The organism is Mycobacterium pinniadriaticum, assembly GCF_026242045.1.
Classification (GTDB): Bacteria; Actinomycetota; Actinomycetes; order Mycobacteriales; family Mycobacteriaceae; genus Mycobacterium; species Mycobacterium pinniadriaticum.
This window is the reverse complement of sequence record NZ_JAPJDO010000007.1, coordinates 205050-219115: the sequence shown is the minus strand read 5'-3', so window position 1 is coordinate 219115 and position 14066 is coordinate 205050. Positions and strand designations below refer to the sequence as shown.

Here is a 14066-nt window from a genome sequence, read left to right as displayed (position 1 = left end):
CCACCGACATGCCGCTTGACCTGGTACTTTGCTGTGACATTGCGGGACGGGAACCGACAGAGCGCTGCATGACCCGGCCATCGGTGCTCTCCGGTGTGCGACAGTAGCGAAATGCTCCTGGCGCTGCTGAGACAGTATGTCCGGCCGTACCGGTGGCTGGTCGCGTCGGTGATGGTGCTGCAGACCATCAGCACGCTGGCCTCGCTCTACCTACCCACGATCAATGCCTCGATCATCGACGACGGTGTGGCGAAGGGTGATACCGGGCTGATCACCGAACTGGGCATGCTGATGCTGGCGGTGACCGGTCTTCAGGTGATGTGCGCGGTCGGCGCGGTCTACTTCGGCTCCCGCACCGGCATGGGGTTCGGTCGCGATCTGCGCTCGGCGATGTTCCACCACGTGACGACGTTCTCCGAGCAGGAGACCGCGCGGTTCGGAGCACCGTCGCTGTTGACCAGGTCGACCAACGACGTCCGGCAGATTCAGGTCTTGATCCAGATGGCGACCACCGTCCTGGTGACCGCGCCGATCATGTGCGTCGGCGGCATCATCATGGCGATCCACCAGGACGCCGGGCTGTCCTGGCTGCTGCTGGTGAGTGTTCCGGTGCTGGCGTTGTCCAACTACTGGATCGTCTCGCGCATGCTGCCGATCTTCCGCAGCATGCAACGGCTGATCGACGGCATCAACCGAGTGATGCGTGAACAGCTCTCGGGCATCCGGGTGATCCGGGCCTTCGCCAGGGAAGCCTTCGAGCGGGAACGGTTCGCCGTCGCCAATACCGCGGTCTCCGATACCGCACTGGCCGCCGGGCGCTGGCAGGCCCTGATGCTGCCGGTCACGACGTTGACCATCAACATCTCCAGCGTCGCCCTGATCTGGTTCGGCGGACTGCGCATCGACACCGGCCAGATGCAGGTCGGCTCACTGATCGCGTTCCTGTCCTACTTCATGCAGATCCTGATGGCTGTGCTGATGGCCACCCTGACCCTGGTGATGTTGCCGCGCGCGTCGGTCTGTGCCGAGCGGATCACCGAGGTGCTGAGCACCCGAACCGCGATCCACAATCCGGCGTCGCCGCGCCACCCAGACGGTGGTATCCGCGGCGCCGTCACACTCGAGAACGCCACGTTCCGCTACCCGGGCGCGGAGCGCCCTGTACTGGAAGATGTTTCGTTGTCCGCACAACCGGGGACGACGACGGCGATCGTCGGCAGCACGGGCTCTGGCAAGTCGACGCTGATCGCGCTGATCTGCCGGCTCTACGACGTCACCGACGGGGCGGTCCGCGTCGACGGCCTCGACGTGCGCGACTACGACACCGAGACGCTCTGGTCGACGCTGGGGCTGGTGCCACAACGGGGCTACCTGTTCTCCGGCACCGTCGCGGACAACCTGCGGCTCGGCGCGGCCCCGGGCCAGGTGGTGGATGAGGACGACATGTGGTCGGCGCTACGGGTCGCCGACGCCGAGGATTTCGTGCGCGCCCATCCCGAGGGCCTGGGCATGCGGGTCGCCCAGGGCGGCATCAACTTCTCCGGCGGCCAGCGCCAGCGGCTGGCGATCGCCCGCGCGGTGATCCGACGCCCGGAGATCTATCTGTTCGACGACGCGTTCTCCGCACTCGACGTCCACACCGACGCCCGGGTCCGCGCCGCACTTCGCGAGGTATCCGCCGACGCCACGGTGATCATCGTCTCGCAACGCATTTCCACCGTCATGCAGGCCGACAACATCGTGGTGATCGACGACGGCCGGGTGGTGGGCGCCGGTACCCACGACACCCTGCTGGCCGACTGCGCGACATATGCCGAGTTCGCCGATTCCCAGTCGGTGGGCGCCGGCGTCGGGGGCGGTCAGTGACCGGGCCGGCGTCGCGCGGCGGCGGGTTGCGCACGATGACCCAGGATCCCCGGCAGGCCCGCTCGCGGGATTTCACCGGGTCCGCGCTGCGCCTGATTCGACGGCTGACCCCGCAGCGCTGGCCGACCGCCGCGGTGATCGCCTTGTCGATCACCGGAATCGCGCTCGGTGTCATCGGCCCCCGCATCCTCGGACACGCCACCGATCTGTTGTTCAACGGTGTCCTCGGCCGCCAGTTGCCGGCCGGCATGACCAAGGAGCAGGCCGTCGCCGCGGCCAGGGCCCGCGGCGACACCACCTTCGCCGACCTGCTGTCCGGAGCCAACGTGGTGCCCGGCCGCGGTGTCGACTTCGCCGCGGTGGGCCGCACCCTGCTACTGGCGCTCGTCCTGTATGTGGTCGCCGCGCTCCTGGTCTGGGCGCAGGCCCGACTGCTCAACGTGATCGTGCAACGCACGATCACGGCACTGCGCGCCGACGTGGAGGACAAGGTGCACCGACTGCCGCTGTCCTACTTCGATTCCCGCCAGCGCGGCGAGTTGTTGAGCCGGGTCACCAACGATGTCGACAACATCCAGTCGTCGGTGTCGCTGACCATCAGTCAACTACTGACCTCGATACTGACCGTGGTCGCGGTCCTGGCGATGATGCTGAGCATCTCGCCGCTGCTCGCGCTGCTCACCATCGTCACCGTTCCGTTGTCGCTGTGGGTGACTCGCGCGATCGCGCGCCGCTCGCAGCGGATGTTCATCGCCCAGTGGACCAACACCGGCCGGCTCAATGCGCACATCGAAGAGACCTACAGCGGCTTCACCGTGGTGAAGACGTTCGGGCACCGTACCGCGGCACAGGAGAAGTTCCGGGAACTCAACGACGACGTATACCACGCCAGTTTCGGAGCGCAGTTCTTCTCCGGCCTGGTGTCGCCGGCGACGACGTTCATCGGGAACCTCAGCTATGTCGCGGTCGCCGTGGTCGGCGGCTATCAGGTCGCCACCGGCCAGATCACTCTGGGCAGCATTCAGGCCTTCATCCAATACGTCCGCCAGTTCAACCAGCCACTGACCCAGGTCGCCGGCATGTACAACACCCTCCAGTCGGGCGTCGCCAGCGCCGAGCGGGTCTTCGACTTCCTCGACGAACCCGAGGAATCACCCGATCCGCCAATGGTGTTGCCCAGCAATGCTCGTGGCCGGGTCGAATTTCAGAACGTCTGGTTCAGCTATCTGCCCGGGACACCGGTGATCGAGGATCTGTCGCTGGTTGCCGAACCGGGCAGCACGGTGGCCATCGTCGGAAAAACGGGCGTCGGCAAGACGACGCTGGTCAATCTGCTGATGCGGTTCTACGACGTCGACGCCGGACGGATCCTGCTCGACGGCCTTGATATCGCGGGTGTCAGCAGGGAATCGTTGCGCTCGCGGATCGGCATGGTGCTGCAGGACACCTGGCTGTTCGGCGGGACGATCGCTGACAACATCGCCTACGGCAGGCCCGGAGCCAGCGAGGACGAGGTGATCGAGGCGGCGCGCGCGGCCTACGTCGACCGGTTCGTCCACACCCTGCCCGACGGATATCAGACCCGGGTCAGCGACGACGGCGGCAACATCAGTGCCGGCGAGAAGCAATTGATCACCATCGCCAGGGCCTTCCTGGCCCGCCCCCAGCTGCTGATCCTCGACGAGGCCACCAGCTCGGTGGACACCCGCACCGAGTTGTTGATCCAGCACGCGATGACCGAATTGCGCCGGGAACGGACCAGTTTCATCATCGCCCACCGGCTTTCGACCGTCCGCGATGCCGACAGCATCCTGGTGATGGAGGCGGGGCGGATCGTCGAGGCGGGCAGCCACGCCGAACTGCTCAGCCGGCGGGGGGTCTACTACGCGATGACGCGGGCCTAGTTCGGCCCCGCGAGCAGACAGGAACGTTCCCGACACGCCGAGGTTTTCGGACACTTTGCGTCTGCTCGCCGGAAGAACGGGACTAATTACAGTCCAGGCCCTTCGGCGCGCAGGTCGTCCACCTCGGCCATCGCCGAACGCAGTTTGGCCAACCATTCTTCGGCATGCTCGCCGACCAAGCGCACGCTCCAGGCCAGTGCATCCGATCGCGACCGGGCGACGCCAGCGTCGACCAGGGTGTCAAGAACCTGACGTTCGGGTTGTTTGAGGCGGGTCATCACCGGAACGGCGATGTGGGTGAACAGGATTCGCTCGGAATCAGTTGAACCCCGCACTCCTACGTCGACACCCCAGGACACCTTGCGGCCGTATTTGTCCTGAGCTTCCTCGGCGATCCGGATACGTTCGGACCGGGTGTCCTCACGAAACCGTGAGGCCCGCCCGGCCGCGCGAGCCTCGGTGTCGGGTTTGTCCGCGGAGTCCGGCAGTCGTCCGATCACGGTGATTTCCTCGCGGTCGACGATCACCGTCGGGTCGCTCGAGAACCAGCCGTCGGGAAGCCGACCGGCGAACCACTCGCCGGCATCGCTTGCGTCGGGCTGATCGGCCTGCTGCCAGCCGCCGGGGCGACCGGGCCGTCGGTGCGTGTGCTGATGCCTCATGAATTACATGATTACACCATTACAGCGCTGAGGTCAGATGTTCGCCATCGGCGAACGTGCGCGGATAATGACGGCATGGCAGGTAATGAGCTGGACCCGCAACGCGCCCGCGCGGCCCGTGATGTGGTGCGTCAGCACCCGGCAATGGTGGCGCTACTCCTCGGCGCGCCGGCGCTCGTCGCAGTCGCAGTGGTGTGGTGGCTGGCCGGGCCCGGCCTGGCGATCGTGATGCTGATCGCGGCGGTCCTGGGCGGCGGCTGGTGGATGCTGCGCAAGCGCTGAAAGCGCAGACCGCTCAGGGATGGTGGGCACGACGAGCGCGGAACAGCTTGACGTCGTCCTGAATGCCTTTGAGGTGGCGGGCCCTGGCGAACGACCAGCTGAACGAGCCCTCGTCGCCGATCTTCTCGCGGGCAGCCTCGGAAACCAGGACTGAGCCGGGCCGGGACACCGAGGTGACCCTGCTGGCCAGGTTGACCGGGCTGCCGAACCAATCGCCGGCCCGGCTCACCGCCAAGCCGTAGGACATGCCCGCCCGCAACTGTGGCAGCGCCTCATCGGCCTCGGTCGCCTCGACGAGAGTCAGCATGGCATCGAGCAGCGCCACCGCATCCGTCGACACCAGCATCACCGCGTCGCCGATCGTCTTGACGAACCGCACCGGCCGAACCGCCACATCGCGGGCCGCATCGGCCAGTCGGTTGGCGAGCCGCTCGAGTTCTTCGGGCGGCACCAGCTCGCCGAGCCGGGTGAAGCCGACCAGATCGGCGAACGCGACGGCCACCTGGCGGGCTCCCGGCAGCGGTGCGCCGGCGGCCCGCTCGTTGGCGTTGACCGCCTCGGTTTCCATCGCATGCCGCAGTTGCAGCATCAGCATGTCCTGGACCATCGGCCCGAGCAACGGGGCGGCTGCGGCGACCAACTCCCGCGCGCCCCGGGCCATCTCCAGTTCAGTCGTACCGGGATGCTGCATCGTCGTGGCCACCGCGGTGTAGCGCATCGCCTCCGCCGCATGCGAAAGCCCCTCCGCCAGTACCCGAACCACCGTGAGCAGTCGATCGGGATCAAAACCCAGATCGAGAAACCGCTTGATGTGCACGGCCGACTCCGCATCGGGTTTGGAGAACACCGCTGCGTCCGGATCGTCGACCGTTGCCAGCCCGCTGGCCCGCTGGAAGCGCCGGAGCTGGTCGAGATCCAGACCGGTTCGCTCACTGATCTGCCTGGCCGACAACCGGGTGCCGTCGTCACCGAAGATCCGGCGGCCCGGCAGCAGCATCGGCGCGAACGACGCCCGGATCTCCTCGAGGGTGATGCCCTGCTCCACCAACCATGGGATCAACTCGGCGCGCTGGGCACGGGCGTCACCTGCCAACCCGTCGAGCAGCCCGGCTACCTCCGGGTCGACGGCTTCGCTCACCGACCCAACGTATACCGTCGACCCCGATGTCCCGATCCCCGCTCCTGCAGGGTCTGCCACCGGTCGGCTCCGCCGAGCCGCGGCTGCTGATCCTCGGGAACATGCCCAGCGCGCTGTCGCTGGCGACCGGGCAGTACTACGGCAACCCGCGAAATGCTTTCTGGCGCATCATTGGCGAGCTTTGTGGGTGCGAGCCCGATGCACCGTACGACCAACGGACCGCAATGCTCGCCCGCCGTGGGATCGCGGTCTGGGACGTGCTCAAGCACTGTCGGCGAGTCGGCAGTCTGGACTCGGCGATCGAGCCGGACAGCATGGTCGCCAACGACTTCGATTCGTTCTTGTCCACCCACCCGAACGTCGAGCGGGTGTACTTCAACGGCACCGCGGCAGAACGCAACTTTGCCCGACTCGTCACCGTCGAGCCCCCCGGCGCTCTACGGCTACCGTCCACCAGTCCCGCGCACACCATGCCCTACGCCGACAAGCTGACCGCCTGGCGGGCGGCGTTGTCCCAGGCCCGTTAGGACACCGGCGGCCGGCGGTGCGCCCACGGACGGGCGATCTCGATCTGACGGCTCAAAGACAGCAGCGTCGCCTCGTCGGAGGGCCGGCCGACGAGCTGCACCGACACCGGGACTCCGTCATGGTCCAACCCCCACGGGACGATTGCGGCCGGCTGTCCGGTCGCATTGAAGATGGCGTGAAACGGCACCCGCGAGGCCACCATGGCCAGTGTCGTCAGCCCGCCGCGATGCTGGTACTGGCCGATCCGGGACGGACCAAGGGCGGTACCGGGAGTGATCAGCACGTCGACATCGTCGAAGATCGACTGCACCCGCGCGGCCAGCGCGGTCTCGGCCGAGCGCACCCGGGCGATCTGCTTGTCGGAGATCAACCGGCCGAGCCGGGCGATGCCCTTGGTCCTGGGCTCGAGACGCTCGCGGTGCGGCAGGGCGGAGACGTCCTGGTAGGCGCCGCGCCACATCCGGGGCAGGACGTGACCGTAGACCGCCCAGGCCGGATAGTCGGGATCGCGCCAGACGACCTCGTGGCCGAGATCGCGCAGCAGCGCCTCGGCTCCGTCCAGCGCCTTCTGCTGAGCCGTCCCGACGCGGCCGACGACGGTAGGCGGGATCTTGGCGCTCAACGCAATTCGCAGCCTGCCCGGGTCACGGTCGGCCGCGGCGACGAATCCGCCGGGCGGGCCGGGCTGCGTGGTCGTCGCATCGAGGAACAACGCGGCGTCCTCGACCGTGCGCGCCATCGGCCCGTTGACGCTCAGCCCGCACCAGGCGTCGTCGTGCGGCGCGATCGGCACCCGGTCACGCTGCGGCTTGAGACCGAACAGTCCGCACCAGGTGGACGGGATGCGAATGGAGCCGGCACCGTCGGAACCCAGCGCCATCGGCGCCAGTCCCGCGGCCACCGCCGCCCCGCTGCCACCACTACTGCCGCCGGGCGTGCGTGCCAGATCCCACGGATTGTGGGTGGCGCCGAAGGCCACCGTTTCGGTGAAGGGCCACAACATCATTTCCGGAACCGACGTCTTACCCAGGATCACCGCGCCGGCGTCGCGCAGCCGGCGCACCACTTCGGCGTCGGCCGTTGGTGCGAGTCCGTACGCGCTGCTGCCGTAGCAGGTGAACTCACCGGCGACGTCGACGTCGTCCTTGATCGCGATCGGCACTCCCAGCAGGGGCTTTCGCTCGCCGGCGTCGAGCAACTCCTGCGCGGCGGCGGCCTGGCGGCGCGCGCTCTCGGTGAACACCACTCGATACGCGCGCAACTCCCGGTCGACACGGGCGATCCGCTCGAGATAGAGCTCCAACAGCGCCGGTGCGGTGATGGCACCGTTGACGAGCATGCGCGCCTGCTCGGCGGCACCGGCGAAGGCAATGTCGGTGGAGTCCATCTGCGCCCAGCTTAGCGCCGAACGCTACGGTGGCGAGATGGCATGCGTGTTCTGCGAGATCGTTGCCGGTACGGCGCCGGCCATCCGGGTCTACGAGGACGACGACTTCCTGGGCATCCTCGACATCCGGCCGTTCACCCGCGGTCACACCCTGGTCCTGCCCAAACGGCACAGCGTCGACCTGACCGACACCCCGGCCGACACCCTGGCGGGAATGCTCGCCGTCGGGCAGCGGATCGCGCAGGCCACGCGGCTGTCGGCGCTGGGCGCGACCGGAAACAACATCGCGATCAACGATGGCAAGTCGGCGATGCAGACGGTGTTCCACATTCACCTGCACGTGATCCCCCGACGCGACGGCGACAAGCTCTCGTTCGCCAAGGGGATGCTGCTGCGTCGCGACCCCGACCGGGACGCCACCGGGCGGATTGTGCGTGAAGCCCTGGCGGCAATGGACACGACCGGATGAGGATGCTGCCATGACATCGCTGGCCCAGAGGGCACTCACGACGTGGGTCCAGGTGCACGACGCGCTCTACCAGCGCAGCAACGGTTGGATCGGACACCGCATACCCGGCGCGCCACCCTCGCTTCTGCTGCACACCATCGGCGCGAAAACCGGTGAGCCACGCAAGAATACGCTGGCCTACTACCGCGACCGGAGCGACTATCTGGTCGTCGCCTCCAACGGCGGCGCAGACCGGAACCCGGCCTGGTACCACAATCTGCGCGCCCAGCCGAACATCGAGATCAATGTCGGCCCAAAGCGTTTGGCCGTCACCGCGCACATTGTGCTGCCCGACGACCCGGATTACGCCCGGTTGTGGCAGCTCTGCGACTCGAAGAACGCCGGCCGGTACGCCGCCTACCAGAGGGGCACCAAGCGGCCCATCCCGGTGGTCCGGCTGACACCGTAGGCGCCGAGACTGCGGTTTTTCGCGGGTCTCCCCGCGAAATGCGGACAAGAACTGCAGTTTCAGCGAGCTAGAACAGCTCTTTGGCCAGCAGTTCCAGCGTCGCCTCGCGGGCTGGTGCGGTAGCCGGGTCGGTGCCACGATGCGCCGAGGCGACGGGGTTGACCATCACCTCGTCGACGTCGAACTCGTCGGCCACCGCGCGAACCTGCTCGGCCGCCTCGGCCGGCGAACCGACGACCGCCTTGGCCCGGCCGGCGGCGATGATCGCCTCGGCCTGCGGATGCATCGTCAGCGCCGCCGCGTCTTCGACGAGATCCAGCGGCCCCAGCGGCTGGCCGGTACGTAGCCGCGCCATCATCTGCAGGTTCGGCAGCAGCAGTGCATCGGCCTCCGCACGGGTTGGCGCGACCACCGCGTTGACCGTCATGAACGTCACCGGCTCGGCGGCCACCGCGCTCGGCCGGAACTCCGACCGATACGCGGCCAGCGCCTCGACGGTGCCCTGCCCGGCGAAGTGATGGGCGAACACGTAAGGCAGGCCCTTGGCGGCGGCCAGATGCGCCGAATACATCGACGAGCCCAACAGCCACAGTCGCGGTTCCCCGACCGCGGCCGGGGTCGCCTTGAGGATGTAGTCCTGGTTGCGGATGGGGATGCGAACCCCGTGCGCGCTCATCAGCGCCGCGACATCGTCGAGATACTGCGGGAAGTTCTCGATATCGGAATCATCGCGAGTGCCGCGCAACATGATCGATGTCACCGGATCCGAGCCCGGCGCGCGGCCGATGCCCAGATCGATGCGGCCGGGAGCGGCAGCTTCCAGGAGTGCGAACTGCTCGGCGACAGCCAACGGCGCGTGGTTGGGCAGCATCACCCCACCCGAGCCCAGCCGCAGCTGCGTGGTCTGGGCGGCGAGGTAGGCGATGAGCACCGGTGGGCTGGTGGCGGCGACCGCGGGCATGTTGTGGTGCTCGGCGAGCCAGTATCGGGTGAATCCGAGCCGGTCGGCGGTCTGGGCCAGCCGCACGGTGGCCGCCAGCGCGTCGGCGGTGGTCTGATCGGTGCGCACCGGGACGAGATCGAGGACAGAAAGCCGCATAACGGCCTCAACGATACGGCCGGGCACTTACTTCCCCGGAGGGCAGGAGCGAAGCGACCCGGGGAATTGGCACACGGAGGGCAGGAGCGAAGCGACCCGGGGAATTGGCGGAGTTCACCCGCGCAGGCCGGCCCGCTTCACCGCATCGGCCAACACGGCGTCAAGCATGTCCGGGGTGAGGCGCCCGGTGAACATGTTCTGCTGGCTCGGGTGATAGCAGCTCATCAGCTGCCGACCCGACGACAGTTCGACGACCACCCCATGGCCGAACTTCGGTTTGGCCGGGCCCGGCAGCTCGTCGGCGAGCAGCCGCAGGGCGGCCTGCCAGCCGAACCCGCCCAGAGTCACGATCACCCGGACATAGGGGGCGATCAGCCGCCACTCGGCGGCCAGCCACGGCTCGCAGGTCGACCGCTCGTCGGGTGTCGGCGCGTTGCCGGGCGGGGCACACCGTACCGCAGCGGCAACCCTGATGTTGTTGGTGCGCAAACCATCCGCCGCATCGACACTGATCGCCGAGTTCACCAGCCCGGCCCGGTGCAGCGCGGCGAACAGCTGATCACCCGAGCGGTCGCCGGTGAACACCCGCCCCGTCCGGTTGCCACCGTGGGCAGCCGGGGCCAGTCCCAGCACCAGAATTTTCGGCCGCGCCGAGCCCCAGCCGGTGATGGGCCGCCCCCAGTACGGTTCACCGGCGAAGGACCGTCGCTTGGTGACCGCCACCTCCTCGCGCCAGGTGACCAGCCTGGGGCAGGCCCGGCACACACTGATCAGGGCATCAAGGCTTGCGAGGTCGCCGGCTGTCGCGGCCAGCGCGGCCACCTGTCCGGCGTCGGCGGCCGCCGGGGTATCGGTGCCGGCGGGGTCACCGGGCCAGCCCGTCCCGGGCGGAACCGGTGATTCGAATGGCACCCCGGTGCGCGGATGAGCGTGGACGGTCACCGCTCCACTGTGCCTGCGTCGGCATTCGCGCGCGCGAAAATTAAGCTCGGCGGGTGACCACCACGCGCCTTCCCGCGCTGCTGATCCTGTCCTCGACCTTCCTGGCCGCGGGCGCCAACGGGATCTCGTTGGTCGCATTCCCGTGGCTGGTGCTGCAGCGCACCGGCAACGCGGTGGACGCCTCGATCGTCGCCGGTGCCGCGACCCTGCCGCTGCTGGTCGCCACACTCATCGCCGGCGCCGCCGTCGACTTCGTCGGCCGCCGCCGGGTCGCGATGCTCTCCGACGCGCTGTCGGCGACCGCGGTCGCGGCGATCCCGGTGCTGACCATCGCCTTTGGCACCGACGTGCTGAACACACTGGTACTGGCGAGCCTGGCCGCCCTGGGCGCATTCTTCGATCCGGCCGGAATGACCGCGCGACAATCGATGCTGCCCGAGGCCGCCGCCCGGGCCGGGTGGACCCGGGATCACACGAACAGCGTCTACGAGGCGGTGTTCAACCTGGCCTACATCACCGGCCCCGGCATTGGTGGTCTGCTCATCGCGACCCTGGGCGGGGTCAACACCATGTGGGTGACCGCCGCGCTCTTCGGGCTGGCCATCCTGGCGATGGCGGTACTACGGCTGGAGGGTGCCGGGCGGCCACCCCGCGAAAAACTCCCCGAGACCGTGGTTTCCGGCGTCGTGGAAGGGTTGAAGTTCGTCTGGCAAAACCGGGCGCTTCGCACCCTCGGGCTCATCGACCTCGCCGTCACCGGTCTGTACCTGCCGATGGAAAGCGTGCTCTTCCCCAAGTACTTCACCGACCGCAACGAACCGGCCCAGCTCGGCTGGGTACTGATGGCGCTGTCGATCGGCGGGCTGATCGGAGCGCTGAGCTGGACGGTGCTGTCGAAAATCGCCAGTAAGCGGACAACCGTGCTGACCGCCGTCCTGACCTTCGGCATCGCCGTGGCCGTGATCGCGTTCCTGCCGCCGCTGCCGGTGATCCTCTCCCTGGCCACGGTGGTCGGCCTCGTCTACGGCCCGATCGGGCCCATCTACAACTCGATCATGCAGGCCCGCACCCCGACACAGCTGCGGGGTCGGGTGGTCGGGGTCATGACGTCGATGGCCTACGCCGCCGGTCCGATCGGGTTCACGCTGGCCGGCCCGCTGGTCGACACGTTCGGGCTGAAGGTGACCTTCCTGGTGCTGGCGGTGCCGATCCTGGTCATCGGGCTGACCTGCCCCTGGATACCTGCACTTCGCGAACTCGACACCGACGCCGGCGGTCCGGTGCCTACGCTGCGAACATGACCCTGGTCGATATCGACGCCGAACCCCGCTTCACCCATTTGCTCGACATGCGGATCGAGTTCGACCCGGCGCAGGTTTTCCCGACGCCGACCGGAACGCGGATGACCTTCGTGATCCGTCGGGGCCGCTGTGAAGGCGACCGGATCGCCGGCGACCTCCTGGCCGGCGGAGGCGACTGGATCGTCGTCGGCAGCGACCGGGTGGCCCGCCTCGACGTCCGTGCCACGCTGCGCACCGACGACGGAGCCTACGTCCACATCACCGTGACCGGACGGGTATCGATGCCCCAGGAAGCCACGGCACGCTACATCACGGGTGAGTTCATTCGGCACGACGAGGCCTACGCCCGGTCGAGCCCACTGTTCGAGACCGACGACGACCGCTACCGGTGGATCAATGCGGTCCACACCGTCGCGATCAACCAGATGTCGATGTCGGAGGTCCACTACCGGGTCTTCGAGGTGCTGTGACGGCCTCCCCGATCGTGCCCACGCCTAGGATGACGCAATGGCCGTGAGCACCGTGGCCGGCCTGGCCGCCGAATTGCCCGATGGGGTCGTCGTCACCGACCCCGACATCCTGGCCTCCTACCGCCACGACCGGGCAACCGATCCCGCCGCCGGGACACCGCTGGCGGTGGTCCGACCCTCCCGCACCGAAGAGGTGCAGACGTTGTTGCGCTGGGCGACCGCCAACCGAGTCGCGGTCGTGCCCCGCGGCGCCGGCACCGGCCTGTCCGGTGGGGCGACGGCCGTCAACGGGGGCATCGTGCTGTCGACGGAGAAGATGCGCGACATCACCGTCGACCCGGTGACCCGCACCGCCGTCGTCCAACCTGGTCTGCTCAACGCCGAGGTGAAGAAGGCGGTCGCGGAGTACGACCTGTGGTATCCGCCGGATCCGTCATCGTACGAGATCTGCAGCATCGGTGGGAACATCGCCACCAACGCGGGCGGGCTCTGCTGTGTGAAGTATGGCGTCACCACCGATTACGTTCTCGGACTACAGGTTGTGCTGGCCGATGGCACCGCGGTGCGCCTGGGTGGGCCACGGCTCAAGGATGTGGCCGGGCTGTCGCTGACCAAACTGTTCGTCGGCAGCGAGGGCACCCTGGGGGTCATCACCGAGGTGACATTGCGTCTCCTGCCGCCCCAGCCCCGGGCATGCACCGTGGTGGCGACGTTCGACTCGGTGGAGGCCGCCGCCGGTGCCGTGGTGACGATCACCGGGCGCATCCGGCCCTCGATGCTGGAGTTCATGGACGCGGTGGCGATCAACGCCGTCGAGGACAAACTGCGCATGGGGCTGGACCGCTCGGCGGCGGCAATGATGGTCGCCGCCTCCGACGACCGGGGACCGGCCGGCGCCGAGGATGCCGAGTACATGGCTCAGGTATTCGCCGAAGCCGGTGCTACCGAATGCTTTTCGACGGCAGACCCCGACGAGGGCGAGGCGTTCGTCGCGGCTCGCCGGTTCGCCATCCCTGCGGTGGAGGCCAAGGGCTCGCTGCTGCTCGAGGATGTCGGCGTGCCCCTGCCCGCGCTGGCCGACCTGGTCGGCGGGGTGGCCAAGATCGCCTCCGGTCACGATCTGACGATCTCGGTGATCGCGCACGCCGGCGACGGCAACACCCATCCGCTGATCGTGTACGACCCCGCCGATGCGGCGATGACCGCGCGGGCCGAAAAGGCGTTCGGTGAGATCATGGATTTGGCGGTGGCGCTCGGCGGGACCATCACCGGTGAGCACGGTGTCGGCCGGCTCAAGAAGCCTTGGCTGGCGGGTCAGCTGGGGCCAGCGGCCATGGAGCTCAATCGCAAGATCAAGGCCGCGCTGGATCCCGACGGGATCCTCAACCCGGGTGCGGTCATCTAGGAACCACCCACCGGGGCCTGACGTTTCAGGATTGTTACGCCGTTAACGGCATCGGATCCGCAATGCAGTGAAGTGCACTGTCCCACAACATGTTACGTGCGAATCTCCCGATCGGCGCCGTTCAGAAGAATGGGCCGTTGGTCCCACGCGTTGAGGGCTCTTGGC

14 protein-coding genes are annotated in these 14066 nt (G+C 68.0%); 9 read left to right on the top strand and 5 right to left on the bottom strand.

Annotation, left to right across the window (positions count from 1 at the left end; translation table 11 throughout):
• Positions 1–111: 111 nt before the first annotated feature.
• Both ORI27_RS11140 and ORI27_RS11135 read left to right on the top strand, forming a co-directional pair.
• Positions 112–1866: an ABC transporter ATP-binding protein gene (locus tag ORI27_RS11140; protein ID WP_265996887.1), complete on the top strand. Its 1755-nt coding sequence runs from the start codon at positions 112–114 to the stop codon at positions 1864–1866.
• 35 nt (positions 1867–1901) lie between these two features.
• A complete protein-coding gene (locus tag ORI27_RS11135) occupies positions 1902–3770 on the top strand; it encodes an ABC transporter ATP-binding protein (RefSeq protein ID WP_265996921.1) in 1869 nt (622 codons plus the stop codon).
• Between the two features lie 86 nt (positions 3771–3856).
• Here the strand turns inward: ORI27_RS11135 and ORI27_RS11130 are convergent, their stop codons facing one another.
• On the bottom strand, positions 3857–4432 hold the full coding sequence (locus ORI27_RS11130; RefSeq protein ID WP_265996886.1) for a hypothetical protein: 576 nt from the start codon (positions 4430–4432) through the stop codon (positions 3857–3859).
• A gap of 75 nt (positions 4433–4507) precedes the next feature.
• Here ORI27_RS11130 and ORI27_RS11125 point away from each other — a divergent pair, with 75 nt between their 5' ends.
• Positions 4508–4714, top strand: coding sequence for a hypothetical protein (locus tag ORI27_RS11125; protein ID WP_265996885.1), 207 nt, complete (start codon positions 4508–4510; stop codon positions 4712–4714).
• A 13-nt stretch (positions 4715–4727) separates the two neighbouring features.
• Here ORI27_RS11125 and ORI27_RS11120 read toward each other — a convergent pair whose 3' ends face one another.
• The gene (locus ORI27_RS11120) at positions 4728–5852 is read right to left on the bottom strand and encodes an adenylate/guanylate cyclase domain-containing protein (RefSeq protein WP_265996884.1); all 1125 of its coding nucleotides are present in this window, start codon (positions 5850–5852) and stop codon (positions 4728–4730) included.
• A gap of 26 nt (positions 5853–5878) precedes the next feature.
• Here ORI27_RS11120 and ORI27_RS11115 point away from each other — a divergent pair, with 26 nt between their 5' ends.
• Positions 5879–6379 (top strand): DNA-deoxyinosine glycosylase, encoded by a 501-nt coding sequence (locus ORI27_RS11115; RefSeq protein WP_265996883.1) that lies wholly within the window; start codon positions 5879–5881, stop codon positions 6377–6379.
• On the opposite strand, the gene ORI27_RS11110 is transcribed toward ORI27_RS11115, so the two are convergent.
• Positions 6376–7767 carry an amidase gene (locus ORI27_RS11110; protein WP_265996882.1) on the bottom strand — a complete coding sequence of 464 codons (1392 nt, stop codon included), beginning with the start codon at positions 7765–7767 and terminating at the stop codon, positions 6376–6378. The genes ORI27_RS11115 and ORI27_RS11110 overlap by 4 nt on opposite strands.
• A 37-nt stretch (positions 7768–7804) precedes the next feature.
• On the opposite strand from ORI27_RS11110, the gene ORI27_RS11105 reads away from it, so the two are divergent.
• Both ORI27_RS11105 and ORI27_RS11100 read left to right on the top strand, forming a co-directional pair.
• On the top strand, positions 7805–8236 hold the full coding sequence (locus tag ORI27_RS11105) for an HIT family protein (RefSeq protein ID WP_265996881.1): 432 nt from the start codon (positions 7805–7807) through the stop codon (positions 8234–8236).
• A gap of 10 nt (positions 8237–8246) precedes the next feature.
• Entirely contained in the window at positions 8247–8684 is a 438-nt protein-coding gene (locus ORI27_RS11100; RefSeq protein ID WP_265996880.1) for a nitroreductase family deazaflavin-dependent oxidoreductase, read from the top strand.
• A 67-nt stretch (positions 8685–8751) separates the two neighbouring features.
• Here ORI27_RS11100 and ORI27_RS11095 read toward each other — a convergent pair whose 3' ends face one another.
• Positions 8752–9783, bottom strand: coding sequence for an LLM class flavin-dependent oxidoreductase (locus tag ORI27_RS11095; protein WP_265996879.1), 1032 nt, complete (start codon positions 9781–9783; stop codon positions 8752–8754).
• A gap of 114 nt (positions 9784–9897) precedes the next feature.
• Entirely contained in the window at positions 9898–10725 is an 828-nt protein-coding gene (locus ORI27_RS11090) for a uracil-DNA glycosylase (protein WP_265996878.1), read from the bottom strand.
• Positions 10726–10778: 53 nt separating this feature from the next.
• On the opposite strand from ORI27_RS11090, the gene ORI27_RS11085 reads away from it, so the two are divergent.
• From ORI27_RS11085 to ORI27_RS11075, 3 genes are read left to right on the top strand one after another with little or no spacing between them, the layout of a single operon-like run.
• The gene (locus ORI27_RS11085; protein ID WP_265996877.1) at positions 10779–12026 is read left to right on the top strand and encodes a multidrug efflux MFS transporter Tap; all 1248 of its coding nucleotides are present in this window, start codon (positions 10779–10781) and stop codon (positions 12024–12026) included.
• The gene (locus ORI27_RS11080) at positions 12023–12496 is read left to right on the top strand and encodes a DUF3237 domain-containing protein (RefSeq protein ID WP_265996876.1); all 474 of its coding nucleotides are present in this window, start codon (positions 12023–12025) and stop codon (positions 12494–12496) included. Before ORI27_RS11085 ends, ORI27_RS11080 begins: the two co-directional genes overlap by 4 nt.
• A gap of 37 nt (positions 12497–12533) precedes the next feature.
• Positions 12534–13901, top strand: a complete 1368-nt coding sequence (locus ORI27_RS11075) for an FAD-binding oxidoreductase (protein ID WP_265996875.1) — start codon at positions 12534–12536, stop codon at positions 13899–13901.
• Positions 13902–14066 lie beyond the last annotated feature (165 nt).